The sequence below is a fragment of the Micromonospora sp. DSM 45708 genome, from assembly GCF_039566955.1.
Taxonomy (GTDB): domain Bacteria; phylum Actinomycetota; class Actinomycetes; order Mycobacteriales; family Micromonosporaceae; genus Micromonospora.
This window is the reverse complement of the sequence record NZ_CP154796.1, coordinates 2,075,294-2,102,105: the sequence shown is the minus strand read 5'-3', so window position 1 is coordinate 2,102,105 and position 26,812 is coordinate 2,075,294. Positions and strand designations below refer to the sequence as shown.

General features: G+C 72.8%; 26 protein-coding genes. 4 read left to right on the top strand and 22 right to left on the bottom strand.

Going from position 1 to position 26,812, the window contains the following annotated elements; genetic code table 11:
* Window positions 1–48: 48 nt before the first annotated feature.
* The 10 genes from VKK44_RS09530 to VKK44_RS09485 all read right to left on the bottom strand — a co-directional run bounded on the left by VKK44_RS09530 (window position 49) and on the right by VKK44_RS09485 (window position 10,865).
* The gene (locus VKK44_RS09530; protein ID WP_343446500.1) at window positions 49–384 is read right to left on the bottom strand and encodes a VOC family protein; all 336 of its coding nucleotides are present in this window, start codon (window positions 382–384) and stop codon (window positions 49–51) included.
* Window positions 381–1,364, bottom strand: a complete 984-nt coding sequence (locus tag VKK44_RS09525) for an LLM class flavin-dependent oxidoreductase (RefSeq protein ID WP_343446499.1) — start codon at window positions 1,362–1,364, stop codon at window positions 381–383. The genes VKK44_RS09530 and VKK44_RS09525 overlap by 4 nt, the downstream gene beginning before the upstream one ends.
* A gap of 8 nt (window positions 1,365–1,372) precedes the next feature.
* The gene (locus tag VKK44_RS09520; protein WP_343446498.1) at window positions 1,373–2,344 is read right to left on the bottom strand and encodes an enoyl-CoA hydratase/isomerase family protein; all 972 of its coding nucleotides are present in this window, start codon (window positions 2,342–2,344) and stop codon (window positions 1,373–1,375) included.
* Entirely contained in the window at window positions 2,341–3,351 is a 1,011-nt protein-coding gene (locus VKK44_RS09515) for an LLM class flavin-dependent oxidoreductase (protein ID WP_343446496.1), read from the bottom strand. The genes VKK44_RS09520 and VKK44_RS09515 overlap by 4 nt, the downstream gene beginning before the upstream one ends.
* Window positions 3,348–4,910: a class I adenylate-forming enzyme family protein gene (locus VKK44_RS09510; protein WP_343446495.1), complete on the bottom strand. Its 1,563-nt coding sequence runs from the start codon at window positions 4,908–4,910 to the stop codon at window positions 3,348–3,350. Before VKK44_RS09510 ends, VKK44_RS09515 begins: the two co-directional genes overlap by 4 nt.
* Window positions 4,907–5,914, bottom strand: a complete 1,008-nt coding sequence (locus VKK44_RS09505; protein WP_343446494.1) for an LLM class flavin-dependent oxidoreductase — start codon at window positions 5,912–5,914, stop codon at window positions 4,907–4,909. The genes VKK44_RS09510 and VKK44_RS09505 overlap by 4 nt, the downstream gene beginning before the upstream one ends.
* Entirely contained in the window at window positions 5,911–7,014 is a 1,104-nt protein-coding gene (locus tag VKK44_RS09500; RefSeq protein WP_343446493.1) for an LLM class flavin-dependent oxidoreductase, read from the bottom strand. Before VKK44_RS09500 ends, VKK44_RS09505 begins: the two co-directional genes overlap by 4 nt.
* 73 nt (window positions 7,015–7,087) lie before the next feature.
* Entirely contained in the window at window positions 7,088–8,119 is a 1,032-nt protein-coding gene (locus tag VKK44_RS09495; RefSeq protein WP_343446492.1) for an acyl-CoA dehydrogenase family protein, read from the bottom strand.
* 13 nt (window positions 8,120–8,132) lie between these two features.
* Window positions 8,133–9,284, bottom strand: coding sequence for an acyl-CoA dehydrogenase family protein (locus tag VKK44_RS09490; RefSeq protein ID WP_343446491.1), 1,152 nt, complete (start codon window positions 9,282–9,284; stop codon window positions 8,133–8,135).
* A gap of 33 nt (window positions 9,285–9,317) precedes the next feature.
* Window positions 9,318–10,865 (bottom strand): AMP-binding protein, encoded by a 1,548-nt coding sequence (locus tag VKK44_RS09485; RefSeq protein ID WP_343446490.1) that lies wholly within the window; start codon window positions 10,863–10,865, stop codon window positions 9,318–9,320.
* A gap of 80 nt (window positions 10,866–10,945) precedes the next feature.
* Here VKK44_RS09485 and VKK44_RS09480 point away from each other — a divergent pair, with 80 nt between their 5' ends.
* Window positions 10,946–11,917 carry an MBL fold metallo-hydrolase gene (locus VKK44_RS09480; RefSeq protein ID WP_343446489.1) on the top strand — a complete coding sequence of 324 codons (972 nt, stop codon included), beginning with the start codon at window positions 10,946–10,948 and terminating at the stop codon, window positions 11,915–11,917.
* 9 nt (window positions 11,918–11,926) lie between these two features.
* On the opposite strand, the gene VKK44_RS09475 is transcribed toward VKK44_RS09480, so the two are convergent.
* From VKK44_RS09475 to VKK44_RS09425, 11 genes are read right to left on the bottom strand one after another with little or no spacing between them, the layout of a single operon-like run.
* On the bottom strand, window positions 11,927–13,477 hold the full coding sequence (locus VKK44_RS09475; protein ID WP_343446488.1) for a class I adenylate-forming enzyme family protein: 1,551 nt from the start codon (window positions 13,475–13,477) through the stop codon (window positions 11,927–11,929).
* Window positions 13,474–15,000, bottom strand: coding sequence for a class I adenylate-forming enzyme family protein (locus tag VKK44_RS09470; RefSeq protein WP_343446487.1), 1,527 nt, complete (start codon window positions 14,998–15,000; stop codon window positions 13,474–13,476). The genes VKK44_RS09475 and VKK44_RS09470 overlap by 4 nt, the downstream gene beginning before the upstream one ends.
* A complete protein-coding gene (locus VKK44_RS09465; protein WP_343446486.1) occupies window positions 15,000–15,494 on the bottom strand; it encodes a VOC family protein in 495 nt (164 codons plus the stop codon). Before VKK44_RS09465 ends, VKK44_RS09470 begins: the two co-directional genes overlap by 1 nt.
* 32 nt (window positions 15,495–15,526) lie before the next feature.
* Complete coding sequence (locus tag VKK44_RS09460; protein WP_343446484.1) at window positions 15,527–16,447, bottom strand: SDR family NAD(P)-dependent oxidoreductase; 921 nt, start codon at window positions 16,445–16,447, stop codon at window positions 15,527–15,529.
* Entirely contained in the window at window positions 16,444–17,628 is a 1,185-nt protein-coding gene (locus tag VKK44_RS09455) for an acetyl-CoA acetyltransferase (RefSeq protein WP_343446483.1), read from the bottom strand. Before VKK44_RS09455 ends, VKK44_RS09460 begins: the two co-directional genes overlap by 4 nt.
* Window positions 17,618–19,036, bottom strand: a complete 1,419-nt coding sequence (locus VKK44_RS09450) for a zinc ribbon domain-containing protein (RefSeq protein ID WP_343446482.1) — start codon at window positions 19,034–19,036, stop codon at window positions 17,618–17,620. The genes VKK44_RS09455 and VKK44_RS09450 overlap by 11 nt, the downstream gene beginning before the upstream one ends.
* 17 nt (window positions 19,037–19,053) lie before the next feature.
* Entirely contained in the window at window positions 19,054–19,845 is a 792-nt protein-coding gene (locus VKK44_RS09445) for an ABC transporter ATP-binding protein (RefSeq protein ID WP_343446481.1), read from the bottom strand.
* On the bottom strand, window positions 19,842–20,732 hold the full coding sequence (locus VKK44_RS09440) for an ABC transporter permease (protein WP_343446480.1): 891 nt from the start codon (window positions 20,730–20,732) through the stop codon (window positions 19,842–19,844). The genes VKK44_RS09445 and VKK44_RS09440 overlap by 4 nt, the downstream gene beginning before the upstream one ends.
* 5 nt (window positions 20,733–20,737) lie before the next feature.
* Entirely contained in the window at window positions 20,738–21,661 is a 924-nt protein-coding gene (locus VKK44_RS09435) for an ABC transporter permease (RefSeq protein ID WP_343446479.1), read from the bottom strand.
* On the bottom strand, window positions 21,658–22,503 hold the full coding sequence (locus VKK44_RS09430) for an ABC transporter ATP-binding protein (protein WP_343446478.1): 846 nt from the start codon (window positions 22,501–22,503) through the stop codon (window positions 21,658–21,660). The genes VKK44_RS09435 and VKK44_RS09430 overlap by 4 nt, the downstream gene beginning before the upstream one ends.
* Window positions 22,504–22,505: 2 nt before the next feature.
* The gene (locus VKK44_RS09425) at window positions 22,506–24,029 is read right to left on the bottom strand and encodes an ABC transporter substrate-binding protein (RefSeq protein WP_343446477.1); all 1,524 of its coding nucleotides are present in this window, start codon (window positions 24,027–24,029) and stop codon (window positions 22,506–22,508) included.
* Between the two features lie 191 nt (window positions 24,030–24,220).
* Between VKK44_RS09425 and VKK44_RS09420 the strand changes: the two genes are divergently transcribed.
* From VKK44_RS09420 to VKK44_RS09410, 3 genes are read left to right on the top strand one after another with little or no spacing between them, the layout of a single operon-like run.
* Window positions 24,221–24,958: an enoyl-CoA hydratase/isomerase family protein gene (locus VKK44_RS09420; RefSeq protein ID WP_343446476.1), complete on the top strand. Its 738-nt coding sequence runs from the start codon at window positions 24,221–24,223 to the stop codon at window positions 24,956–24,958.
* Complete coding sequence (locus VKK44_RS09415; RefSeq protein WP_343446475.1) at window positions 24,955–25,773, top strand: VOC family protein; 819 nt, start codon at window positions 24,955–24,957, stop codon at window positions 25,771–25,773. Before VKK44_RS09420 ends, VKK44_RS09415 begins: the two co-directional genes overlap by 4 nt.
* Window positions 25,770–26,285 (top strand): flavin reductase family protein, encoded by a 516-nt coding sequence (locus VKK44_RS09410; RefSeq protein ID WP_343446473.1) that lies wholly within the window; start codon window positions 25,770–25,772, stop codon window positions 26,283–26,285. The genes VKK44_RS09415 and VKK44_RS09410 overlap by 4 nt, the downstream gene beginning before the upstream one ends.
* A 22-nt stretch (window positions 26,286–26,307) precedes the next feature.
* Here VKK44_RS09410 and VKK44_RS09405 read toward each other — a convergent pair whose 3' ends face one another.
* Window positions 26,308–26,796, bottom strand: a complete 489-nt coding sequence (locus VKK44_RS09405; RefSeq protein ID WP_343446472.1) for a MaoC family dehydratase — start codon at window positions 26,794–26,796, stop codon at window positions 26,308–26,310.
* Window positions 26,797–26,812: the final 16 nt, after the last annotated feature.

The following is a 26,812-nucleotide window of genomic DNA, read 5'->3' as shown; positions in this document are numbered from 1 at the left end:
GGCGACGCCGGCCGGACGCGGACCGCCCGACCACGCCGCCGGGTGGGGTCAGGTCCGTCGCTCGTAGACGACCAGCGGATTACCGCCCGGGTCGACGACCAGCGCCCGCCGCTCGTGCGGCCCGGTCACCGGCGCGGCGGCGGTGGCGCCGGCCGCGACCAGCCCTGCGACGCAGGCGTCCAGGTCGTCGACCTGGACGCTGAGCAGGGTCCGGCCGGCGACGGGCTGTTGTGAGGCGTCGGCCAGGCCGATGGTCACGGTGCCGTCGGTGACCGCGGCGTACCGGTCGCCGTCGCGGAACCGCACCGTCAGGCCGAGACGGGTGTAGAAGTCGAGTTGGGCGTCCAGGTCGTCGGCGGGGACGATCACGTGTCCGATCCTCATCCGCGGAACCTCGGCATGACCTCGCGGGCGAACCGCTCGACGATCTCGATCGACCGCTCGATCGGCAGGCCGAGCCACTGCGCCCGGAAGACGAAGTGGTTGTAGCCGGCGTCCGCGAAGTCCTGGATCTTCGCCGCGATGTCGTCGGGCGAGCCGAAGAACAACGCCTTCTCCTTGATCGCGTCCCACTGTGACTCGAAGAAGTCCATGCCGTACTGGACGTACTCGCCGTAGGAGCGACGGACCGCGTCCCCGGCCACCGCGTACGCGTCGTCGAACGAGTCCGCGACGCACAGGTCGCGGTGGATCGGGAAGACCGCCCCCTCCTCGTCGAAGCCGGCGGCCCGGCGCTGCTCGCGGTAGTCGGCCAGGTTGCCGACCGCCCAGTTGCGCCGCACGTTCGACGGGGCCAGCCAGGGCAGCCCCTGCCGGGCGATCCGGGCGATGCCCGCCGGGCCGTTCGCGCCCACCCAGACCGGCGGGTGCGGGCGCTGCACCGGCAGCACGCTGCACCGCACCCCGTCGAGCCGGAAGTGCCGGCCCTCGTGGTGGACCGTCTCCCCGGTCCACAACCGCTGCATCACCGCGAGGGCCTCGTTCATCCGCGAGATCCGGGTACGCCGCTCGATGCCGAACGACGCGAACTCGACGTCGCGGTAGCCGGAGCCGATGCCGAGCACGAACCGGCCGCCGGACATCTGGTCGATGGTGGCGATCTCCTCGGCCCAGTGCACCGGGTGGCCCAGCGGCAGGATCAGGATCCCGGTGCCGAGCTGCATCGTCCCGGAGTGGTCGATGAGCCGGCTCAGCAGCGGCAGCGGCTGCGGGGTGCGCAGCGAGGACAGGTAGTGGTGGATCCCGAAGACGGAGTCGTAGCCCAGGTCGCGGACGTGCTGGACGTACTCGACCGTCTCGTCGACCCGCCGGCGCAGGTCGTCGCCGGGGGTGTACTGGTGGTCGAGCAGGATGCCGAACCTCACCGGTGCGCCTACCGCTCGCGGGAGCGGGTGTCGCTGAGCCGGAAGTAGGGGGCGACCAGTCGGTCCCGGTCGGCCAGCGCCTGGGCGATGCCCTTCTCGCGCCGCTCCTTGAGGAAGTTCCAGTCCCCGTCGTCGAAGCTGACGTTGGTGGCCCAGCCGTGCCCGACCCAGCCGGTCATCGCGCCCAGTCCCTTGCCCCGGGCCTCCATCACCACCTGCATCATCGACTTGCCCATCATCAGCGAGTCCAGCGGCATGACCGCGATCGCGTCGGCGTAGTCGTCCACCCACCGTTGCAGTTCGTCGCGCTCGACGACCTTGGTGACCAGGCCCTTGCGTTCGCCCTCCTCGGCCCCGATGGCCCGCATGGTCAGCATGACGTCCTTCATCGTGGTCAGGCCGACCTTCTCGATCCAGTGGTACATGTCCTGCGGCGCGGGCCCGAGGTAGCGGAACGCCGGGTGGGTGAAGCGGGCGTCCGGGGAGGCGATCACGATGTCGGCGGAGAGCGCGATCTGGAAGTGGCCGCCGTAGCAGTAGCCCTGCACCTGGCAGATGGTCGCCTTGAGCGACTCGATGATCGGTCGGGTGAAGCCGGAGCTGAGCACGTTACGGTCGGGCAGGATGCGCTGGCGCTGCGCCGGCCGGCGTCGGGACGCCTTGTCGGTGCCGGTCCGGTAGCCGATGTAGTGGCCGAGTTCGGCGGCGTCGGCGCCGGTGCCGAAGTGCTCCCCCTCCCCCTTGAACACGATGACCTTGACCCGGTCGTCGGTCTCGGCCTCCCGGACCAGGTCACCGACGCGCTCGAAGGCGGCGACCGGGATGGCGTTGAGCCGGTCGGGACGGTCGAAGGTGATGGTGGCGACGGCCCGCTGCTCGTCGACGTCGTAGCGGACGTACCTCGCGAGAACCTCGGGGTCGACCTCCATGTTCGCCACGTCCCACTGGTTCTCCAGCAGCTCGGCTTCGGTCTTCTTCACGGCGATTCCTTTTCTGGGGTGGGGCGGAAGGCGGGGATCACCTCGGCGGCGAACAACCGCAGCGAGGCGCGGAGTTTCTCGGTCGGCATGCCCAGCCAGCCGGGACGGAAGATGAGGTGGTCGAAGCCCAGGTCCCGCAGCGCGGAGATCCGCTCGACGAGGAACTCCGGCGAGCCCAGCAGCAGCGTGTTGCGGACCAGTTCGTCGAACCGGTCCCGCTGCCACCGCAGCGCCGGGTACTCGGCGTACGTCGAGTACTCGACCCGGGCGTGCGGCAACGCCTCCGCGACGGCCCGCTCGGTGCTCGGCGCGCAGTACAGCTCGACGCCGACCGGCCGCTGCACCGTCGCCGGGTCGCGGCCGTACTCGGCCAGCGCCTCGTTGTAGACGGCGAGGTGCTCGGGGAGGAACCGGCGGCTCGGCGAGTTGCCCGGCGCGTACCAGGCGTCGCCGAGGCGGGCGGCCCGGCGGACCGCCTTCTTCCCACCGGCGCCGATCCAGATCGGTGGGCCGCCGGGGGTCAGCGGTCGCACCCCGATGGTGGCGTCGACCTGTGGATAGAACTCCCCGTCGTGGTTGACCGGCGTCCCGGTCCAGAGCGCGCGGATGAGCCGCAGGCTCTCGTCGAACCGGCGGAACCGGGTTTCCGGGTCGACCCCGAAGGCGGCGAACTCGTTCTCCCGGTAGCCCGCGCCGACGCCGAGGACCACCCGGCCGCCGGAGAGGTGGTCCAGCGTGGCGAACTCCTCGGCGATGTGCACCGGGTGGAACATCGGCAGCAGCAGGATCCCGGTGCCGAGCATCATGTCGCCCGAGCGGGGGATCAGGCTCGCCATCATCGAGATCGGCTGCGGGGTGGCCAGGTTGGACTGGAAGTGGTTGATCGTCCACACCGAGTCGTAGCCCAGCTCCGCGGCCAGTTCGACGGTGCCGAACAGGTCGTGGAGGTGCCGGCCGAGGTCGTCGCCGTGCGGGTACTGGTGCGACGCCATGATCCCGAACTTCATCGGTCCCCGCCTCCGTCCGGCACGGCAGCCGACACGCGGCTGATCTTCCCGGTGGTGCTGCGTTCCAGGGCGGGCACGAACTCGATCCGCCGGGGCGTCTTGAAGTGGGCCAGCCGGTCCCGGGCGTACGCGACGAGCCGGTCGGCGAGGTCGTCGTCGCCCACCGCGTCGTCGTCCTCGCGCACCACCAGGGCCACCGGGATCTCCCCCAGCCGGTCGTCGGGCCGGCCGAGCACCCGGACGTCGCGCACCAGCGGATGCCCCCGCAGCTCGTCCTCGATCTCCTCGGGCCACACCTGGAAGCCCCCGCATTTGATCATGTCCCGCTTGCGGCCGACCAGGAAGAGCACGCCGTCGTCGTCGACGTAGCCGATGTCGCCGGTGTGCACCCAGCCGTCGCGGACCAGCTCGGCGGACGCCTCGGCGTCGTCGACGTAGCCCCTGGTCAGCGCGGACCGGACCACCACCTCGCCCGCCGCTGCGGTCGGCAGCGCGGCGCCCGTGTCGTCGCGGATCTCCAGTTCCACACCCGGGTAGACCCGACCGGCGGAGCCCGGCTTCCACCGGCCGGCCTTCATGTCCCGCCCGGTCCAGCCGGCGATGTGACCGGCCTCGGTGGAGCCGTAGTTGACCAGGATGGGCACGCGGTAGCGCTCCTCGAACGCGCGCCGCACCGGCCACGCGATCGCCTGGCCGGCCACCAGGACGGACTTCACGCCCTCGAACGGCAGGTCCCGTTCCGCGTGGACGATGTCGAAGACCATCGTGGGCAGGAAGAAGAAGTTGTCGAACGCGAACCGGGCCATCAGGTCGGCGAGCCGGTCCACGCCGAAGCGTTCCCAGACCACCGCCGGCCGGCCGACGAAGAAGGCGAACAGCAGCGAGTGCTGGCCGCCGCTGTGGAACAGCGGCAGCGCGATGAGGTTGGGACTGGCCTCGCGGGCCGCCGTGCCCTCCGTGTCGGCGCCGGTGGTCACCCGGGCGAGCCGGGCCAGCGACTCACGCGTGCCGCCGTGGGTGACACTGACCGCCTTCGGCCGTCCGGTCGTGCCGCCGGTGAACAGGATGCAGGCCTCCGCCTCGGGCGCGACGTCGACGCCGGGCACCCGGACCTCCCGCCGCCAGGGCAGCGCCGGGGCGCCGGGCAGCGCGCCGGCGACGGACCGGACCGGGAACGGTACGCCGTCCGGCGCGGCGCCGAGCAGGTCGGCCACGACGTCCGGGCGACGGTCGTCGACGAGCAGCAGCCGGGGCGCGGTCTTCGCGGTCGACTCGGCCAGCTCGGCGGCGTTGTAGAGGCTGCTGACGGTGACCGGCACCGCGCCGATCTTCCACGCCCCGAAGAGGAAGAACACGATCTCGGGGCCGTTGGTGAGGTAGCAGGCGACCCGGTCGCCGGCGGTGACGCCCTCGGCCCGCAGCGCGGTGGCGACGCCGCCGGCGAGCAGGTCGATCTGCTCGAACGTCCAGGACCGGCCGTCCTCGCCGTACAGGCCGGGCAGGTCGCCGCGGTCGGCGTGCCGGCCTTCCAGGACCCGGACCAGGTTGGCGGCGGTCACCGGAGGGCCTCGGGGGCGGTGGCGGGGGTGCTGACCCGCGGGATGACCTCCGCGCCGAAGCGGGCGAGCTGCTCCATCGCCTCGTCCTGCCCGGCGCCGACGAACTGGTGCCGCAGCGAGACCTCGGTGATGCCCAGCTCGGTCTCCCAGCGGCGCAGCTTGGCGACGATGTCGTCCGCGGAGCCGACCAGGCAGTCCTCGGCCAGATACCGGTCGAGGTCGAGGGACTGGGCGTCGTCCCAGGACTTGTAGCCGGCGTACTGCCGTCGCAGGTGCGGGCGGACGGCCGCGACGGCCGCCGGATAGCTGTCGCCGAGGTACGCCTCGCGGCTCATCGGGTACTCCCGTTCCAGGGGGAAGCCCCGCTCGGTCAGCTCGGCCCGGTAGACGGCGAGCAGGCGGGCCAGTTCGTCGTCGTCGCCCTTCGGGCCGATCAGCCACGGGGCGTCCAGTCGTGCGGCGCGGCGCACCGCGGGTTCGGCGAACGCGCCGATCCACAGCGGCGGGCCGCCGGCCTGCGCCGGACGCAGCGCCAGGTGCGCGCCGGGCACCTCGCCCCAGCTACCGGCGATGTCGATCGTCTCGCCGTTCCACAGCGACCGCAGCATCGGGACGTACTCGCGCAGTCGCCGCAGCCGGTCCTCCCAGGCCACGCCGAACGCGGTGGTCTCGCGGCGGCGGTAGCCGGCGCCGACGCCGACGGTCAGCCGGCCGCCGGAGAGCACGTCGAGCGAGGCCAGGTCCTCGGCGAGCGCGACCGGGTTCAGCAGCGGCGCGAGCAGGACCCCGAACCCGATGCGGACCCGGCCGGTGGCGTGGGCCAGGAAGCCGGCCAGCGGGACGGGCTGGACGAACGCCGACCGGGCCAGGAAGTGGTGTCCGAGGTAGACGGCGTGGAAGCCGGCCGCTTCGGCGGCGACCGCCTGGGCCAGCACGCCGTCGATGCCCTCCGTGGCGGAGGCCGACGGGTCGAACTGGGCGCTGAGGAAGCAGCTGACTCTCACCCGAGGACCGCCTCGGCGGCGGCCACGCCCACGGTGGGGCGGTCGGCGGCGGCGTCCTGGGCCCGGAAGTGCGGGATCACCTTGTCGGCGAACTCCTCCATCGAGCGCAGCGCGGCCCGGCGGTCCAGCGAGGGGATGCGCAGCCAGCCGATGTAGTGGTTGATGCCGAGTTGCTCGCGCAGCATCTCGATGGTCTCGATGACGCGCTGGGCCGAGCCGAAGTTGCCGCCGTGGGTCAGCGTCTGCTCCAGCGTCAGCAGTTCGATGTTCTTGGCGACCGCCGCGTAGTAGGACCGCTCCTTCTCGATGGCCTCCGCCGAGCCCGGGATGACCTTGCCGACGGACTTGTAGTAGGTCATCGCCGCCCGGGCGGCCTCGCGGAGGCCGTCCTGGCTGTCACCGCACCAGACCTGCTGCATGAACGGCAGGTCGTAGGTGGAGATGTCGAAGCCGTTCTCCTCCATGCTCCGCCGGTAGAGGTCGAAGTTCTTCTGCATGATGCCCAACGGCGTGAAGTTCGGCGAGGTGATGATCGACTCGCCCACCGCGCCGCGCTCCCGGAAGCTCTCCGGCGAGACGGTGCCCTGGAGGATCGGCGGGCCGCCCGGGGTGAACGGCCGCGGGTAGGTCGTGACGCCGTCGTAGTGGAAGATCTCGCCGTGGTAGGAGAAGTTCTCCTGCGTCAGCGCGAGCCGCAGGATCTCCAGCGTCTCCTGGTAGCGCTGCTTCGACTCGGCCAGCGGGACGCCGAAGCCGGCGAACTCGGCGGGCTGGTAGCCACGCCCGACGCCGATCGAGACCCGGCCGCCGCTGAGCACGTCGAGGGCCGCGATGTCCTCGGCCAGTCGCAGCGGGTGGTGCAGCGGCAGCACGAGGACGGCGGTGCCGATGGTGATCCGCCGGGTCCGCTCCGCGACCGCCATGCCGAAGTTCAGCGGGCTGCCGAGGATGCCGTACTTCGAGAAGTGGTGCTCGGCGAGCCAGATCGAGTCGAAGCCGAGTTCGTCGGCCAGCTGGATCTCCTCGAGGGTCTCTCGAAGCACCTGATGGTCCGATGCGCCGTCGGCCACCGGGAACAGGTTCATGATTCCGAACTTCACGGCCTTCTCCTCATTTATTCCGACCAGCCGGTATGTTACTGCCCCGGCCGTAGCCGGGCAAGGGTTCCGCAGGTCAGGCGCGATCCGACCGGCGCGACCGGATGCGCAGTTCGCCGGTCCGCCGCCGATGCCACGAGCCCCGTCCGCACCAGGCGTCCAACACGAACGCGCGACGCAGGAACAGGTGCGGGTCCGCCTCCATGGTGATGCCCATCCCGCCGTGCACCTGGATGCACCGCTCCGCCGCGAAGATCGCCGCCCGCCCCGCCGCCGCCTTCGCGGCGTGCACCTGGATCTCGGCGTCCGGACGGCCGTTGTCGACCGCCCACCCGGCGTACAGCGTCAGGTCCCACGCCGCCTTGCGCGCGGTGGCCGCCTCGGCCAACTGGAACGCGACCCCCTGGAACGAACCGATCACGCGCCCGAACTGCCGGCGCGTGCGCGCCTGCTCGGCGGCCAGGTCGATCGCGCCCTGGGCCACCCCGCACAACTGCGCGGCCACCACGAGCGTGGCCCGCCACGCGCCGCTCCCGACCGGCCGCGTCCGTTCGGGCGCGGCCAGCGCGACGTCCGACAACGGCACCGACGCGTCGAGCGACTGCCGCGCGGTGACCCGGGTCGGGTCGGCGACCCAGACCCCGCCGGGACCGAGGGCGACCACGCCGTCCGCCTGCGCCGCGTACGGCACCAGGGTCCGGACCAGCCGGTCCGGTGACGACCGGTCCGCCCAACCGGAACCACCCGGCACGTCGACCGCCGGGGTGAGCACCCGGCCGCCGTCCAGCACCCCGTCGGGAAGCGCCTCGGTACGCCGCGCGTCGCCGCACAGCAGTTGGACGGCCGCCGCGTGCGCCGGGAACCGGCTCGGGGCCAGCCGCTCGCCCAGCGCCTCGACGGCGACCAGCAGGTCGATCAGGTTCGACCCGACGCCCCCGGCCGCCTCGGGCACGCCGAGCAGCCCGAAGTCCCGCAGCAGCGGGCCGTCGCACGCCGGGGCCCGCCACGGGCCGGACAGCGCCTCGCGGGCCGTGCCGACGGCGCCGTCCGCGAGCGCGCCCACGGTCCTGCCGATCTCCTGCTGCTCCTGGGTGAATGTTGCGCGCATCCGGCGACTCCGCTCAGCGTGAGCGGGGCAGGTGCAGCACCCGCTCCGCGAGGATCGACTTCTGGACTTCCTCCGTGCCGCCCTCGATCGTGTGGGCGCGGGCCCGCAGGTAGCGGCGGATCCGGGCGGCGGCGCCGTCGCCGTCGACCAGCACCCCACCGGCGTCGTCGAGCTGCACCGCGAGCCGGTTGGCCTGCTGCACCACGCCGGCCCACAGGCTCTTCAGCGCCGAGGTCTCCGGCCCGGGGACCCCACCGGCGCGGCTCTCGCCGAGCATCCGCATCGACCCGATCCGGACCGCCTCGGCGTCGCACTGCAACGCGCCCACCGCGTCGACGAACGCGCTGTCGTCGGCCGTGCCCCGCGCGAGCGCGACGTCGACCACCCGGTCGACCGCCTGGCGGGCCCACACCCAGAGGTTGAGCGCCATGCTGCCGCGTTCGAACGCGAGCGTGGTGAGCGCGACCTGCCACCCGTTGCCGACGCCGCCGAGCACGTCGGCGTCGGCGACGAACACGTCGTCGAGGAACATCTCGTTGAACTCGGTGTCCCCGTTGATCATCACCAGCGACCGCACGGTGAACCCGTCCATCGGGGCGAGGAAGTAGGTGATGCCCCGGTGCTTCGGCGCGTCGGTGTCGGTACGCGCCAGCAGCAGGCACTTCGACGCGTTGTGCGCGTTGGACGTCCAGATCTTGGCGCCGTTGATCCGCCAGCCGCCGTCGACCCGGGTGGCCGCCGTGCCCAGGCTCGCCAGGTCGGAACCGGAGCCGGGCTCGCTGAAGCCCTGACACCAGTACTCGTCGCCGCGCAGGATCCCGGGCAGGTGCCGGGCCTGCTGCTCGTCGGTGCCGTGCGCGATGATCGTCGGCCCGGCCAGCATCATGCCGACGCCGTTGAGCGGGTACGGGGCCCCGCGTACCGCGGCCTCCTCGTTGAAGATGGCCTGCGCGAGCGCGTCCATCCCCCGGCCACCGTGCGCGACCGGCCAGGACAGGCCGGCCCAGTTGCCCGCGCACAGCCGGTCCTGCCACACCCGCGACCAGTGCTCGCGCTGCTCCTGGGACAGCTCCTCCTGGTCGGGCACGTCCGCCAGCGCCTCGTCGAGCCACCTGCCGACCTCGCGCCGGAACGCCAGGTCGGTGTCGCTGTCAGCGAAGTCCATGCCCACCTCCCAGCGGGTCGTCGGTCGCGCCGGTCACGCGCTGGGTTCCTCGACGCGCGTGAGCCGGGCCTTGTAGAGCTTGCCGTTCGGGTCCCGCGGCAGGGCGTCGCGCAGCACGTAGGACCGCGGGCGTTTCGGCTTCGCCAGCCGGCCCGCCAGGTAGTGGCGCAGTTCCTCGACGGCCGTGTCGGGAGCCGGCGCGGTGTTCCGCAGCACGACGTGGGCCTGGGGCACCTCGCCGAACTCCGGATCGGGCACGCCGACCACGCCGGCGTCGGCGACCCAGTCGTGGCCCATCAGCGCCGCCTCGATCTCGGCCGGGTAGACGTTGACGCCACCGACCAGAATCAGCTCGGCCGCCCGCCCGGTGATGTAGAGGAACCCGTCGGCGTCGACGTGGCCGACGTCCCAGACGGTCATCAGGCCGTCGCGGCGCGCGCCGTCGGTCTTGCCCGGGTCGTTGTGGTACTCGACCCGGTCGTCGCCCTGGCGCATGTAGACGATGCCGGTCTGTCCGACGGGCACCTCGTTGCCCAGCTCGTCGAGGATCCGCAGGGTCGAGATGGAGGCCGGACGACCGACCGTGCCCGGGTGGGCCAGCCACTCGTGCGGGCGTGCGACGGTGGTGCCCACCTCGGTGGAGCCGTAGTACTCGTAGACCACCGGGCCGAACCAGTCGAGGATCCGCTGCTTGACCTCGCGCGGGCAGGGCGCGGCGCCGTGCAGCACGTAGCGCAGCGAGGAGAGGTCGTAGCCGTCGCGGACCGGCTGGGGCAGTTGCAGCAGCCGGTAGAAGTGGGTCGGCACCATGCTGGTCCCGGTCACCCGCTGCTGCTGGACCCGGCGCAGGAAGCCCTCCGGCGTCCAGCCGTCCATCAGGACCATGGTGCCGCCGGCGTGCAGCGCGCCCATCGCCGGGGTGATGTTGGCCGAGTGGTACATCGGCGCCGAGACCAGCCAGGACGCGAACGCGCCGCGCTCCATGCCGAACTCCCGGAACAGCCAGACGTAGGTGAGCGCGCCGGTGTCCGCGTCGACGCCGCTGAGCGGACGCTTGACGCCCTTCGGCCGGCCGGTGGTGCCCGAGGTGTACATCATCAGCGAACCGGCCGGCGTCTGCGGCGGGCTCGTTGCGGGCATGCCGGCGGTGAGCGCCGACAGCGGTCGGGCCCGGTCCGTGGTGGGCGCGCCGTCGAGGTAGACCTGGATGCCGGGCGCGGCCCCGGCGGCGGCCACCACGACGTCCTCGACCCGCTCGGAGCCCACCACCACCTTGGCGGCGCTGTCGGTGAGGATGTGGGCCACCTCGGGCTCGGTGAGGTGGTAGTTGAGCGTCACCAGGTAGAGCCCCGACTGCATGGCGGCCAGGTACAACGCGACCAGGCCGACGCTGTTCGTCATCACCGCCGCGACCGTGTCGCCGGGCCGCAGGCCGGCCCGGGTACGCAGGCCGTGCGAGATCCGGTTCACCTCGGCGTACAGCTCGCCGTAGGAGATGCGCCGGTCGTCGGCGGTCACGATCGCGCACAGGTCCGGTTCCGCGGTCGCCCACAACCGAAACCCGGTCCGCTCCTCGCTCATCGGACTCCTTGAATTAGATTCCGACCATCCGGTATGTTGGTGTCCCACAGTAAGGGAGCCGTCGGACGATGTCCATACCCGTGAGCGACGTACACGCCGCCAGCTGGCGGGCCCGCCAGGTGCCCGCCCCCACCGAGGTCGTCGACGGGGTCTGGGCCGTCCCCGTCCCCCTGCACGGCAGCGCCCTGCGGTCCATCACCGTCTTCCTCATCGAGACCGGCGACGGCCCGGTCCTCGTCGACGCCGGCTACGACCACCCGAGCTGCTGGACGTCGTTCCAGCGGTCGCTCGCGTCCATCGGGCACCGGGTCGACGCCATCTCGACGGTCCTGCTCACCCACAACCACCCGGACCACGTCGGCTTCGCCGACCGGCTGCGGGCCGTGGCGGGCGCCCGGGTCGTCATGGGCGGCGCCGACGACTTCGCCACCATGCACCACCGACGCGGCAGCTTCCTCCAGCAGCTCCGGACCGCGCTCGCCCTCACCGGCGCCCCGCCCGACGTCGTCGACGGCATGTACGCCGACGCGGTCGAGGTCGCCGTGCACCACGAGAGCCTGCGCCTCGACGTCAGCCTGACCGGCCGGACGGAGTTCCGGTTCGGCGACGTGACCATCCACGCCGTGCCCACCCCCGGCCACACCTACGGGCACACGGTCTACTTCGACACCCGCGGCCTGGTCTTCACCGGCGACACCATGATGGCCGAGGGGCCCACCCAGCTCGCCATCGTCAGCCGCCCCGAGGACGACCCGGCCGCGGACCTGTTCCGGTCGCTGCGGCGCATCCGGGACCTCGGCGCCGAGATCGCCTGCCCCGCGCACCAGTTCCCCTACCGGGACGTCGCCGCCCGCGCCGACGCGCTCGTGGCCTTCCACCGCGACGAGGTCGAGGCCCTCCGCGGCCTGACCGGCGACGGCGCCACCGCGTGGGACCTCGCGCGGCGGACGACCTGGAAGAAGCCGTGGGACGACCTGGGTCGCGGCACCCGGCGGTTCGCGCTCGTGCACACGCTCGCGCTGCTGCGCCACGCCGCGAACACCGCCCGCTGACCGGGCGCGTCAGTCGCGCCGTTCCCCGTCGTACGTCCAGTCCGGCCGCAACGAGGAGCGCAGCTCCCGCAGTTCCCGCTTGAGCACCTTGCCCGACGGGTTGGTCGGGAACTCCGACACCAGGTAGACCTCCTTCGGGACCTTGAACCGGCCGAGCCGCGCCCGCGCGTGCGCGACGAGCGCCTCCGGCGTCAGCCCCGGCCGGCCGATCACGAACGCGGCCGGCACCTCCAACCACACCGGGTGCGGCGCCGCCACCACGGACGCGGCCAGCACGAGCGGATGGTCGGCGAGCACGTTCTCGATCTCGGCGCTGGCCATGTTCTCCCCGCCGCTGCGGATCATGTCCTTGAGCCGGTCGCGGATGTAGAGGTAGCCGTCGGCGTCGAGACAGCCGATGTCACCGGTGTGGAACCAGCCGTCCCGGAACGCGCCACGGGTCGCCTCCGGGTCGTCGAGGTAGCCGGGGCTCACCTTCGGTCCCCGCGCGACCACCTCGCCGTCCACGCCGACCGGCACGTCGACGCCGTCCGGGTCGACCACCCGGACCCGCACCCACGGCACCGGGATGCCGACCGACCCCTGCTTGGACTCCTGGTGCGCCGCGTCGAGATAGGTCAGCCCGCCGCACGTCTCGGTGAGGCCGTAGCCCTCGATCAGCCGGGCGTTTGGGAACAGGCCGCGCGCCACACCGAACAACGCGGACGTCACCTGGGAGTAGATGAGCCACCGCACCGACGACAGGTCCGCCCCGGCGGTCGCCTCCCGGCGGACCATGTCGAGCATCGTCGCCGCCAGCACCATGCCGGTGATCCGCTCGGTCCCGATCGCCCGCAGCACCGCCGCCGGCTCGAACCGCCGGTGCAGCACCATGCAGCCGCCGACGTGCCAGATGCCGTAGCCGGGCAGGTCGGTGCCGCCGACGTGGTAGAGCGGCGCGACGTTCAGGATCCGGTCGGTCGGCCGCAGCCCCAGCTCGACGATCTGGGCGTGCATGTTCATGTTCACGTTGCCGTGGGTGAGCAGGACGCCCTTGGGCAGGCTGGTCGTGCCGGAGGTGTAGACGATCCGTTGCAGGGCCGCGTCGTCGAGTGCGGCGTCGGCGACCCGGGCGCCCCGGTTCGCCTCGACGAGGGCCCGCAGGTCGAGCCATCCGCCGTCGATCGGCTCCAGCGCGAACCGGCGTACGGCCGGCAGGTCGGCGACGGCGGCGGCGGTGAGCGCGGCGTACTCCGGCACCGTCGCGACCGCCTCGACCCGCGCGTGCGCCAGCAACCGGGCCAGCTCGCCGGGCGTGAGCCGGTAGTTCAGCGGCACGAAGACGGCGCCGAGCTTCGCCAGCGCCAGGGACAGGAGCAGGAACTCGGGCACGTTGTTCGCCACGATCGCCACCCGGCTGTCCCGCCCCACGCCCTCGGCGGCCAGGCCGGCGGCCAACGCGTTGACGTCGTCGTCGAGCTGCCGGTGGGTCCACCGGCGGTCCTCGAAGACGAGCGCGTCGGCGTCGGCGAACCGCCGGGCGTTGCCGGACAGCATCGCGGCCAGGTTCGCGGTGCTCATGCCCGGGCCCCCTCGGCCTCGCGCAGGCTCTTCTTCAGCACCTTGCCGGAGTCGTTGCGCGGCAACGACGTCACGATCCGCACGTACTTCGGCACCTTGTACCGGGCCAGGCTGGCCCGGCAGTGCTCGCGCAACTCCTCGGCGGTGGTGGTCGCCCCGTCGGTGAGGATGACGAACGCCTTGGGGACCTCGTCCCACCGCGGGTCCGGCACCCCGATCACGGCGACCTCGGCGACGTCGGGATGCTGGGCGAGGACCCGCTCGATCTCGGCGCCGGCGACGTTCTCCCCACCGGACTTGATCAGGTCGGCGCGGCGGTCGACGAACCACAGGTAGCCGTCGGCGTCGATCCGCCCGATGTCACCGGTGAGGAACCACCCGTCCCGCCGGGTACGCCGGTTGGCCTCGTCGTCGTTCCAGTAACCGGGTGAGATCTTCTCCCCCCGCACGATGATCTCCCCCTCGACGTCGGGACCGACCGGCCGGAAGTGCTCGTCGACGATCCGGATGTGCACGCCGGGAAACGGCGCCCCCAGCGCGCCCAGCTTGGACTCCTCGTGGGCGGCGTCCAGGTAGCAGACCCCGTTGCACAGCTCGGTCATGCCGAACGTGTCGACCAGGCGCACGTGCGGCAGCCGGCGTTTCACCTCGCGCCGCACACCGGGCGCGACGCCGGCGAAGAGCAGGTAGCGCAGCGACGAGAGATCCGGCGGCTCGTCGAGGTCGAGCAGTCCGAACAGGATCTGCGCGGCGAGGACCATGCCGGTGACGCGTTCCCCGGCCGCGATCCGGGCGATGTCGGCCGGCTTGAACGTCGGCGTGAGCACCATCGTCGCGCCGGCCACGAACGTCGCCAGGCCGGGCGCCTCCAGCCCGCTGACGTGGAACAGCGGCGCGGAGACGAGGATCCGGTCGGCGGAGGTGAGTTCCAGCTCCAGGATCTGCGCGAAGTGGTTCGCGGTGAGGTTCCCGCAGGTGTGCACCACCCCCTTGGGCCGCGCCGTGGTGCCCGAGGTGTAGAGCAGCCGGTGGATGTCGGCGGGCCCCTTCTCCGCGTCGCCGACCCGCACCCCCGGCGGCTGCCGGTCCCGCAGGTCGGCCAGTCGCCGGGCGCCGGCGACCACCCGGTCGCCGTTCGCGACGAGCGTCCGCAGCCCGGTCGCGGTCGCCAACCGGGCCACGTCGTCGGCGAAGTCGTCGTCGTAGAGCAGCCCGGTGACGCCGGCCTGCCCGATGACGTACGCCTGCTCGTCGACGTGCAGCCGCCAGTTCAGCGGCACCGAGATCGCACCGAGCCGGCTCAGCGCCAGCAGCTCGATGACGTAGGTGGCGGTGTTGCGCCCCAGCACCCCGACCAGGTCCCCGTCACCGAGGCCGGCGTCCCGCAGCGCCGCCGCGTGCCGGTCGACGTCCGCGTCCAGCTCGGCGTACGTCCAGCGACCGTCGCCGTCGACGAGCGCCTCGGAGTCGGCGCGGCGCGACGCCTGGCGGCGCAACGTCTCGGTGATGTTGCTGCCGGCCATCAGGCGTCGCTCCCCCGCCGCCGGGCCAGGATCTCCTCCCGGGACGGCAGGGACACGAACTCCAGCAGGTTGCCGTCGAGGTCGCGGGCGGCGAACGCGGTGATGTGGCCGTAGTTCTCCAGCAGCACCCGGTTCGGCGCGGACAGGCACTCCGCGCCCAGCTCGACCAGCCGCCGGTGCAGCTCGTCCAGCTCGTCCCGGGGCACCTCGAAGCTGAGCAGGAAGGTGCCCAGCTCCAGGTGACCGGCGGTGGCCGTACGGGTCTTGACGCCGTTCCACTCGATGAGTTCGAGCTGCCCGATCCGGCTGGGCCCCTGGAGGTACTGGACCCGGCCGGTGGTGCCGGCGGGCAGCCCCAGCGACACCTCGATCCCGGGGCCGCCGACCTCGGTACGCAGCGTCCGGCGGTAGCCCAGCGCCTGCTCGTAGAAGTCCGCGGCGCGGTCGACGTCGGAGACGGTCATGGCCACGTGGTGCACTTCGCTGACCGGCATGGTGACTCGCTTTCTGGAGGGTCCGCGACGGTTCAGGCGGACGGTCCGGACGGCCCGCCGAGGACGCGCTGGATCAGCGTCACCTCGTCGGCGCCGCTGTCGGGCACGATGAAGTCGTCGAGCCGGCAGATGTCGTCGACGGCGTCGAGGATGTCGTCCGGCGAGGCGGGCTCGGTCCCGCCGTACCAGCCGGGCGTGACGCCCAGGAAGATCCGCCCGACCCGCCCGCCGCCGACGGTGAGGATGTGCCGGTTGAGCCGGCACTGCTCGGAGGCGAGGAAGGTCGCCACCGCGGCGACGTGCCGCGGGTCGAACCGGTCGGTCAGGTCGCCGAGGAGGTTCTCGGTCATCCGGGTCGCCGCGGTCGGCGCGATCGCGTTGACGAGGATGCCCCGGCGGGCCCCCTCCAGCGCGAGCACGTTCATCAGACCGATCAGACCGGCCTTGGCGGCCCCGTAGTTGGCCTGGCCGAAGTTGCCGAACAGGCCGGACGACGAGCTGGTCAGCACGATCCGGCCGTACCCCCGCTCGACCAGGTGCGGCCAGGCGGGCCGTAGCACGTGGAACGCGCCGGCCAGGTGCACGTCGAGCACCGCGCGGACGTCCTCGTCGGCCATCTTGGCCAGCGTCCGGTCGCGCAGGATGCCGGCGTTGTGGATGATCGCGTCGAGCCGGCCGAACTCGTCGATCGCCCGGCCGACGAGGTCGGCGCCCCCGGCGGCGGTGGCCACGGAGTCGGTGGACGCGACGGCGACGCCACCGGCGGCGCGGATCTCCGCGACGACCCGCTCGGCCGCGCCCGAGGAACCCGAGCCGTCGACCGCCCCGCCGAGGTCGTTGACGACCACCGACGCGCCCCGCTCGGCGAGGGTCAGCGCGTGCGCCCGGCCGATGCCGTTGCCGGCGCCGGTGACGATCACGGCCCGGCCGTCGAGGGTGACCCGGCCGCTCATCGCTGGTTCCCCAGGACCGCCACGAACGCGACGCAGGAGCCCGGTTGCCCGCCCAGGTTCTGCGCGACCGCCAGCCGGGCGTCGGGCACCTGCCGTGCGCCGGCCTCGCCCCGGAGCTGGGTGAAGCACTCGAACATCATCCGCAGCCCGGTCGCGCCGATCGGGTGGCCGAACGACTTGAGACCACCGTCGGTGTTGACCGGGAGCGCCCCGTCGAGGTCGTACCGGCCGTCGAGGATGTCGCGCCAGGCCTTGCCGCGCTCGGAGAACCCGAGATCCTCCATCAGCACCACCTCGGTCGGTGTGAAGCAGTCGTGCACCTCGGCCAGCGAGATCTCCGACGCCGGGTCGGTGACGCCGGCCTGCTCGTACGCCTGGCGGGCCGCGGCGACCACCTCGGGGAAGGTGGTGAAGTCGTACCCGTCGGCGGCCAGCCCGGCCCCGGAGCCGGCGACGAAGCTCATCCCCCGCAGGAAGACCGGCTTGTCGGTGTACCGGTGGGCGTCCTCGGCCCGGACCAGGATCGCCGCCGCCGCGCCGTCGGAGACGCCCGAGCAGTCCATCACCCCGAGCGGCCCGGCGATCCGGGGCGAGTTCTCCACGGTCTCGGCGGAGACCGCCCTGCGGAACTGGGCGCGCTCGTTGCGGGCGCCGTTGGCGTGGTTCTTCATGGCGACCTTCGTCAGCGCGCTGCGCATCTGCCCGGCGTCCAACCCGTACGCCTCCTGGTAGGCCGGGGCGAGCAGGGAGAACCCGGCCGGCGCGGTCCAGTCGACGTCGGTGCCGTCGGCCGGCGGGAACACCGCCGACAGGCCGGAGTACGCGGAGTCCTTCAGCTTCTCCACCCCGGTCGCCATCACCATGTCGTACGCCCCGGACGCGACCGCGAACGCCGCGTTGCGGAACGCCTCCGACCCGGTGGCGCAGTAGTTCTCGACCCGGGTGACCGGCTTGCCCACCAGCCGTAGCGGACGGGCCAGGGTCTGCCCGGACATGCCCGAGCCCTGGGTGCCGACCCAGAACGCGTCGACGTCGTCGAGCGTGCTGCCGGGCAGCGACCCGACGCACTCCCGCACGGCGTCGACGAGCAGGTCGTCGGCCGAGGAGTTCCAGTGGTCCCGGAACGGGGTGCAGCCCATCGCGACGATCGCGACGTCGTGCGTGGTACGCCTACTGGCCATCAGCGGTGTCCTTCCCTGGCGAGGCTTCCGGAGGGGCCGGGCGCAGCTTCCAGAAGTAGTTGTGGATCGAGTCGGTGGTCCAGAGCCGCCGGAAGGTGGGAGTCATCGGCATGCCCACCACGACGTCGCCGGGCGGGACGTCGGTGGCGTACGCGCTGAGCCGGCCGCCGCCGTCCACGTCGGCGACGACGATCGCCACCTCCGGCTCCGGCATGGTGGTCAGGTGGTCCCGGGTCGCCGAGACCACCCGGGCGGTGCTGTCGCGCAGCGCGACCTTCGCGGTCGCGGCGTCCGACCCGGCGACGCCGCAGGACGCGCAGACCCGCCCGGGTGGCGTGGTGACCCGGCCGCAGGCGTCGCAGCGGCTGCCCTCCAGCCGGTACTTCCAGCCGGCCCGGCGGTGCATCGGCGGGGCCGCCGGCGCCGGCGCCGCCGGCCGGGCCGGTCCCTGGACGTCGAGCAGCCCGCGCCACCGCAGGTAGCGGCCGTAGCCCAGGCGCTGCCGCGCGGCGAGCTGCGCGCGTACCGACGGTCCGCCGCGCGCCGCGCGCACCCCGTCGCCGACCCGCAGCACGAACGCGTCGGCGCCCTCGGTGGCCGACAGCAGCAGGATGGTCCGACCGGGCTGCGCCTCGTCGAGCGCCGCGGCGAGCAGCAGCCCGGGGTGCGCGGCGCCGGTGAAGCCGGTGGCCCGCTCGATGGCCGCGTCCTGTCCCGAGCCGCCGAGCGCCCGGCGCAGCGCGGTGGCGGCGCGCGGGTTCGACGACGACACGACGACCTGGTCGACGGCGTCGAGGGACGCCTCGGCCAGCGCCCGACGGGCGGCGTCCAGACCGGCCGCGACGAGGATCTCAGCGGTGAACCGTTCGTCCCAGACCCGGTCGTGCCGCTCCCCGGGCAGCCGCCACCGGTCCAGCACCTCGACGGTCCGGCCGGCGTGGGCGAGGAGCACGGCGGCCCGCCGGCCACCGACGAACGCCGCGGCGGCGTCCCCCTGGGCCAGTTCGTCGGGCGCACCGGGCCGGGTGGTCCGCACGTCGGCCAGGGCCGCCAGGGCGCCGGCCCGCAGCACCAGGTCGAGGGCGGACGCGCCGGCCCGGTGGCCGCGCAGGTCGAGCGCGGTGACGCCGGGGTCCAGCCCCAGGGCCTCGTGCACCACGCCGGCCGAGGTCTTCGCCTCGTATGGCGCGCTGGTGGTGGCGAGCAGCAGGTGCCGGCCCGCCGGAATGTCGGCGGCGACGCGCCGCACCGCCTCGACGGCCATCGTGACGGCGTCCTCGTCGTACGCGGCGACGCCGCGGACCGGGCCACCGGCACGCGGCGGCGCGGTCGCGTCCAGTCTGTTGTCGTCGAGCACGTACGCCGGGAGGTAGGCCGCGTAGGCGTCGATGCCGGGCTGTTCGGACATGGGGCGCGCGTTCTCCTTCAGCTCCACGAGGGGATGGCGGCGAGCAGGCGCCGGGTGTAGTCCTGCCGCGGGTGGTCCAGCACGTCCGTCGCGTCGCCCTGCTCGACGACCCGGCCGCCGCTCATCACCGCGATCCGGTGGCAGAGGTCGCTGGCGAGCATCAGGTCGTGGGTGACGAACAGCAGGCCGATGCCGAGTTCGTCGACGAGCGTGCGGAACAGGTCCACGACCTTGGTCTGGGTGGTCACGTCCAGGGCGGTGGTGCACTCGTCGGCGATCACCAGCGCGGGGCGGGTGACCACGGCGAGGCCGATGGCGACCCGTTGCCGGAGCCCGCCGGAGAGCTGGTGTGGGTAGCTGTCCAGGACGCGCGCGGGGTCGGTGATGCGCATCTGCGCCAGCACCTCCACCGAGCGCCGCTCGACCTCGGCCCGGGTGATGTCGCGGACGTGGCGGCGCAGCACCTCGGCGAGCTGGGTGCGGACCTTCATCAGCGGGTTCAACGACCGGGACGCGTCCTGGAAGACCATGCCGACGGCGCTGCCCCGGACCCGGTCGGTCCGGTCGACGCCGGGCGCGACCACCACCTCACCGGTCAGCGCGACGCTGCCCCGCTCGACGCGTACGTTGCGGTCCAGCAGGCCGACCACGGCGCGGGCCAGGGTGGTCTTGCCGCTGCCGGACTCGCCGACCACGCCGACGATCTGGCCCCGTCCGATCCGCAGGTCGACGTCGTCCAGCAGGCGCAGGTCGCCGTCGGCGAGGCGGGCGGTGACGGACAGTCCGGACAGCTCCAGCAGTGCGGTCATCGCCGCCTCTTCCGCGGGTCGTGGTGGGTGAGCAGCGCATCCCCGAGCAGGTTCACCAGGAGCACCAGCAGGGTGATGGCGAGCCCGGGGAAGAAGGCGATCCACCAGGCCTGGCTCAGCTCGTCCTGGCCCGAGGCCAGCATCGAGCCCCAACTGTTCATCGGGGGGACCACGCCCAGGCCGAGGAAGCTCAGCGCGCTCTCGACCAGGATCGCGGTGCCGACCTGGAGGGTGCCGAGCGCGACGATGGTGCCGGCCAGGTTGGGCAGGATGTGCCGGAAGACGATCCGGGGTTCCGAGGCGCCGGCGGCGCGCAGGCCGATGACGAACTGCCGTTCCCGGATCGCCAGCGTCGCCGCGCGGGTGACCCGGGCGCACACGGCCCAGCCGGTGAGCGCCAGCACCAGGAACAGCACCGGCAGCGAGCTGCCCCGGTTCGCGATGATGGCGAGGGCGACCAGGATGAACGGCAGGGCGAGCTGGGCGTCGATGAGGATCGAGATGACCCGGTCGACGCCGCCCCGGAAGTAGCCGGCCAGCAGGCCGAGCAGCGTGCCGGGACCGATCGCGACGAGCGCGCCGACCAGGCCGATCACGATGGTGAGCCGGCCGGCGGAGACGAACTGGGTGAGCAGGTCCTGGCCGAGCTTGTCGGTGCCGAGCGGGTGCGCCCAGGTGCCGCCGTCGAGGAAGGCCGGCGGCCGGCGGGTCGCGGCCAGGTCCTGACCGGCCTCGGGCAGCAGGCCGGTCAGCGGCAGCACGAACACCGCGACGGCGGCCACCACCAGCGGCACGGCCAGCCAGAAGACCGAGGTACGACCACGGCGGCCGGCCCGTCGGGGCGGTGGCACGGCGGCGACGACGGGGTCGAGTTCGAGTTGACTCACGGTGGTCACCGCACTCTCGGGTCGACGATCGAGTGCAGCACGTCGACGAGCAGGTTCAGCAGCACGAAGACCAGTGCGCCGAAGACGACGATGGCCTGCACGAGCGGGAAGTCGCGGAACTGGATGGCCTGCAACGCGAGCTGTCCGAGCCCCGGCCAGGAGTAGACGTACTCGACCGCGACCGCGCCGGAGAGCAGGATGCCGGTCTGGAGCACGACGATCGTCAGGATCGGCATCATGGCGTTCTTGAAGGCGTGCCGCCACACCACCCGGCCGGCGCTGATGCCCCGGGCGCGGGCGGAGTCGATGTAGGGCTCCGCCAGCGCGTCGCTCATCGACGCCCGGGTGAGTCGGGCGATGTGCGCCATCGGGTAGACCGACATGGTGAGGGCGGGCAGGACCAGGTGCCTCGGGCTGCCCGACTGCCCGGCGGGCAGCCAGCCGAGCTGCACGGCGAAGAGCACCACGAGCATCATGCCGAACCAGAAGACCGGCACCGACTGCCCGAGCAGCGCGAGTGTGGAGGCCCCCCGGTCCCACCAGGTGCCCTCCCGGGTCGCCGCCAGCACCCCGAGCGGGACGCCGACGAGCAGCGCCAGCGCCATGCCGGCGCCGACGAGCTGGAGCGTGTACGGCAACCGGTCGGCGATCATCGAGACGTTCGACTGGTAGAACTGCAACGACTGGCCGAGGTCGCCGGTGAAGACGCCCCGGAGGTAGTCGAGGTACTGGACGACGACGGGCAGGTCCAGCCCGAGCTGGTGGCGCAGCGCCTCGCGCTGCTCGGGCGGCGCCATCGGGCCGAGGATGGTGGCGGTCGGGTCGCCGGAGAGGCGGCCGAGCAGGAACGCCAGGGTCAGCGCGATGAGCAGGGAGGCGAACAGCGAGGCGAGCCGGCCGCCGACGCGGCGTACGGTGCGGGCCTTCATCGGCGGGACCTCCATCGCGCGCCGGGCATCGCGGCGAGCAGCTCGCGGGTGTAGTCGTGCTCGGGTGAGCCGAAGACCGTCTCGCAGGGCCCCGCCTCGACGACCCGGCCCTGGTACATCACGTGCACGGAGTCGCAGACCGAGCGGACCACGGCCAGGTCGTGGCTGATCATCAGCAGCGCCGCGCCGGTGGTCGCCCGGATCTGCCGGAGCAGGGCCAGCACGTCGGCCTGGACGGAGACGTCGAGGCCGGAGGTCGGCTCGTCGGCGACGATCAGGCGGGGGCGCATGAGCAGCGCGCGGGCGATGCAGACGCGTTGCGCCTGACCGCCGGAGAGCTGGTGCGGGTAGCGGTCGAGCAGGTCCGGGGCGAGCCGGACCCGGCCGAGCAGGTCGGCGTCACCGATCCAGGAGGTCCGCTCGGGTTGCAGCGAACGCAGCTCCCGCAGCCCGGACCGGACCGACTGCCGGGGGTCCAGCGAGCCGTGCGGGTCCTGGAACACCACCTGCACCTCGGGGCGGAGCCGGCGCAGCCGGCTCCGGCTGGTCGAGTCCAGCGGGTGGCCGAGCAGCCGGATGTCGCCTCCGCCGCGCGGTCCCAGCCCGGTGGCGGCCATCGCGAGCGTGGTCTTGCCGGAGCCGGACTCGCCGACGACGGCCACGCTCTCGCCGGCCCCGATGCGCAGCGACACCCGGTCGACCGCCCGGAAGACCTCACCGGTGCGGTCGTTGCGGTGCTCGACGACGAGGTCGTCGACCACCAGCACGGGCGGCTCCGCCGCCGGGGTGCGGGGGTGCCGGCCGACGTCGCCCGGCACCCCCGTCTCCACTACCTCGGCCATCGTCAGCGGGTCGTCTTCGTGAAGTCCACGGTGTTCAGGGGGCCGAACACCACTCCGGAGACACCCGGGCCGGTCGCGTAGTTGAACACCTGCCGGTACAGCGGCACGTAGCAGTGCTTCTGGACCACGCCGACGGTGTTGAGCTGCTCGTAGATCGGGGCGGCCTGCTCGGCGCCGTCCTGCTCCAGCGCCTGCTGGGCGAGCGTGTCGATCTGCGGGTCGGGGCAGTTTCCGGTGATCGACTTCGTCTTCATGAAGCCGCTGACGAAGTAGTCCGGCACGGCGACGTTCGGGACGCCGGCGAAGATCGCGATGCCGGGCACCTGACGGCCGATGATCCGCTTGACCAGCGTGCCGTAGTCGAGCGGCACGTAGGTCACCTTGAAGCCGGCCTTCTCCAGGCTGCCGCCGACGGCCTGCGAGACCTCCTCGATGTTGGTGTACTGCGCCGCCGGATAGCTGATCTGCACGCCGGGGGCCACGCCGCCGACGAGTTCCTTGGCCTTGGCGGGGTCGGCGGTCACGCTCTGCGTCGGCTGCTGGCCGGGTCGGACGTTGAGCAGGCCGGCGTCGGGCACCGCCTGGCCGTCGAAGATGCCCTTGACGATCGCGTCGCGGTCGATGGCCAGCGCCGCCGCCTCGCGCAGCTTCGGGTCGTCGAACGGCGCCTTGGTCGAGTCGAGGAAGGCGATGATCTTCATGGCGGTTTCGGTGCTCACCACGTTGACGCCGGCCGCCTTGGCCGCGCTCGCCTGCGCCGGCGGCAGGTCGAAGGAGACGTCCACGCTCTTGCTCTGGATCAACGCGAGGCGCTGGGCGGCCTCGTTGGCCCAGGTGAAGGTGACGCCGTCGTTCGTCGCCTTGGTGCCCCAGTAGTCGGGGTTGCGTTTGACCGAGATGTCGCGGCCGGCGTTCGCACCGCTCCACACGTACGGGCCGGTGCCGACCGGTGCGGCGGCGAAGCCCTCCGAGCCCTTCTCCTGGTAGTACTTCGGCGGCACCAGGTAGACGGTGGTGAGCAGGTCGGGGATGTCGTACTGCGGGGTCTTGGTCTTGACCACGACGGTGGTGGCGTCCGGCGCCTCGATCGCGGTGACGTTCCCGAAGTAGGACTTGAGCTGCGACGCGGCGCTGTCCCGGGTGAGCGTGATGGTGTTGGCGACCGCCGCCGCGTCGGCCTTCTCGCCGTTGCTGAAGCTGATGTCGGGCCGGACCTTGAAGCTCCAGGTCGTGGCGTCGGTGCGGGTCCAGCTCGTCACCAGGCCGGTGTCGGTGGGCGTCAGGTCGTCGCCGGTGTCGATCAGGGGCTCGAGCATCGTCGCCCAGACGATCTGGGCGGAGCGTGCGCCCACGATCGGGTCGAGCGTCGCCGGTTGCGCGGCGAGCAGGGCCCGGATGGTGGCCGTGCCGGACGCGCCGGCGTTGTCGGAGTCGGAGCCGCCGCACCCGGTGAGGCCGGCGCTCGCGATGGTCGCGGCGGCGGCAAGTGCCAGGGAGCGCCGGGAACGCAAGGACTTCATGATCATCGTGGTGTCCTTCACAGCGATGGACCCGTCATGTCTCCGCGTGAGGCGGCGGTGACGTTCGCCACAAAGTACCGACCAGCCGGTATCAAGTCAACGGGTCACCCGGGTATCCCGTCCATGACATTCGTGTGACAGAGCCGGGCCAACCAGCGGCGTTGTCTTCATACCGACCGGTATGTATGATCCCCGGCGTGACCATCACCCTGACCCATGGGCACGACGGCCGCCTGGCGCGGGTCCGCTACGACAACGCGGCACGCGGCAACTGCTTCGACCACGCCGGCCTGCACGGACTCGTCGACACGCTGGAGACCGCCGCCGCGGACGAGCGTTGCGCGCTCGTCCGGCTCGACATGGCCGGTCGACACTTCTGCGGCGGTTGGGACACCACCGCCTTCGCCGCGCTGGCCGACGCCACCACCGAGACGGTCGCCGCCGACCTGCGCGCCAGCGACGCGGCGCTGCACCGGATCCGGCGACTCCCGGTGCCCGTCGTCGCCGCTGTCCGAGGGCGGATCATCGGTTTCGGCGCCGGCCTGCTCAGCGCCGTGCACCTGCCGATCGCCGCGGCCGACGCCCGGCTGTCGCTCCCGGAGGCCCGGTACGGCTTCGCCCCCGCCGGCGTCGGCCACACCATCGCCCGGTCGGTGCCCCGCCAGCACGCCTACCACCTGCTGACCGGCGCGTCGACCGCGACCGCCGCGCAACTGCTCGCCTGGGGGCTGGTCGCCCGGGTGGTCGCCGAGGACGACCTCGACCACGCGGTGGACGACCTCGTCGACACGCTGCTGGCCGTGCCGGGACCGACGCTGCGGGCGGTGGTCGCGGTCGTCGAGTCGAGCCTGGCCACCGGGACCGCCGACCAGGCCTACGACATCTCGGCCCGCACCATCGTCGCGGGCCCGACCACGCAGGGAGCCTCCGGATGAGCCATCGATTCCAGCCCGGCGAGGCGGTCTGGGTGGAGCTGTGCACCCCCGACCCGGAACGGGCCGAGGCGTTCTACCGCTCGCTGCTCGGTTGGACGGTCCGCGCCGAACGGCTGGGCGGCACGACGTACCGGATGTGCAGCGTCGACGGCCGCGACGTCGCCGGGATCTCCGACGCCGCCGCCCTGCACGGCGATCGGCCCCGGGGCTGGCTCACCTACTTCGCCGTCGACGACGTCGCCCGGTCCACGCGGCAGGCGGTGGCGCTCGGCGGCGAGTTGGTCACGCCACCCCGGTACCTGCCCGCGGCCGGCACCGGCGCGGCGGTCGTCGACCCCTTCGGCGCGGCCTTCGGTCTCTACCAGGGCGAGTCACGCGCCGGCGTCCAGGCGCTCAACTCGGTCGGCGCGCTGTGCTGGAACGAGCTGGACACCGGCGAGCCCGCCGCGTCGGTGGCCTACTACCGCGCCCTGTTCGGCTACACCGCCCAGCAGCGCGGTGACTCCCCCACCGCGCGGCCCTACACGGTGCTGATGCTCGGCGACGTCCCGGTCGCCGGTGTCCTCGAACTCGACAACGAGTGGCCCAACCCGATCCCGTCGAAGTGGGTCACCTACTTCGCGGTCGCGTCCCTCGACGACGCGGTGGCCCGGGTCGCCGCCCTGGGCGGGCGGCCGACCGTCGGACCGGTGGACAGCCCGCACGGACGGCTGCACCTGGTGAAGGACCCCGGTGGGCACACGCTCTGCCTCATCCAGCTCGAAGACGGGCTGCGTCCCGACCACGACTCCCACGACCCGGCGGTGAACCGATGATGGCCGAGCCCCTGTTCGACTCCGCCGAGTTCCGCCAGGTGTGCGGACACTTCCCCACCGGCGTGACCGCGGTGACCGCGGTGACCGCGGACGGCGCCGTCGCCGCGCTGACCGTCAACTCGTTCACCTCGGTCTCGCTCGAACCGGCGAAGGTGCTGTTCTGCGTCACCAGCCACTCGTCGAGCTTCCCGGTGCTGATCGGGGCCGACCGGATCGCCATCCACATCCTCGGCCAGGACCAGGAGGACGTGGCCCGGCGGTTCGCCACCTCGGGCCTGTCCGGCGCCGAACGGCTCAGCGGCGTGTCCTGGGTGCCCGGCCCGGACGGCGTACCGCTGCTGCCCGGCACCCCGGCGATCCTCGCCGGGGTGCGCGACGAGGTGATCACCAGCGGCGATCACGTGATCTTCCTGCTCGACGTCGACCGGGTGCACCTGGCACCGACGGACGTGCCGGCGCTGTCGTTCTACCGGGGCCGGTTCGTCACGCCGTCCCGGGCGGCGACCGAGTGAGCGCCGGCCCGCCCCGGGCGCCTCAGGCGTAGTAGCGGAACAGGATCTCGGCCACGCAGCAGGGCTGCGACCGGTCGGCGAACTCCACCGCCACCGACGCCTTGGCCTGCACCCCGGCGGCCTGCCCGGCCGCCGGGGCGGCGATCGGCGTCGCCGAGACCAGCGTCGCGGTGCCCTGGATCTCGACGCCGGGCGGCAACGGCTTGATGAACCGGACCCGGTCCAGCCCGTAGTTGACCCCCATCGAGAACGTCTGCACCTCGAGGATGTCGGCCAGCAGCCGCGGCACCAGGGACAGGGTCAGGAAGCCGTGCACGACGGTGGTGCCGAACGGCCCGGACCGCGCCCGCTCGACGTCGACGTGGATCCACTGGTGGTCGCCGGTGACGTCGGCGAACTGGTCGACCTGCCGCTGGGTCACCACCTGCGGCGCGCTGACGCCCAGCTCCGCGCCGACCAGTTCCAGCAGGTCGCTCGGCGTGCGTACGGTCGTTCGTCTGACGGCTCGCATCTGCGGTACTCCGTTT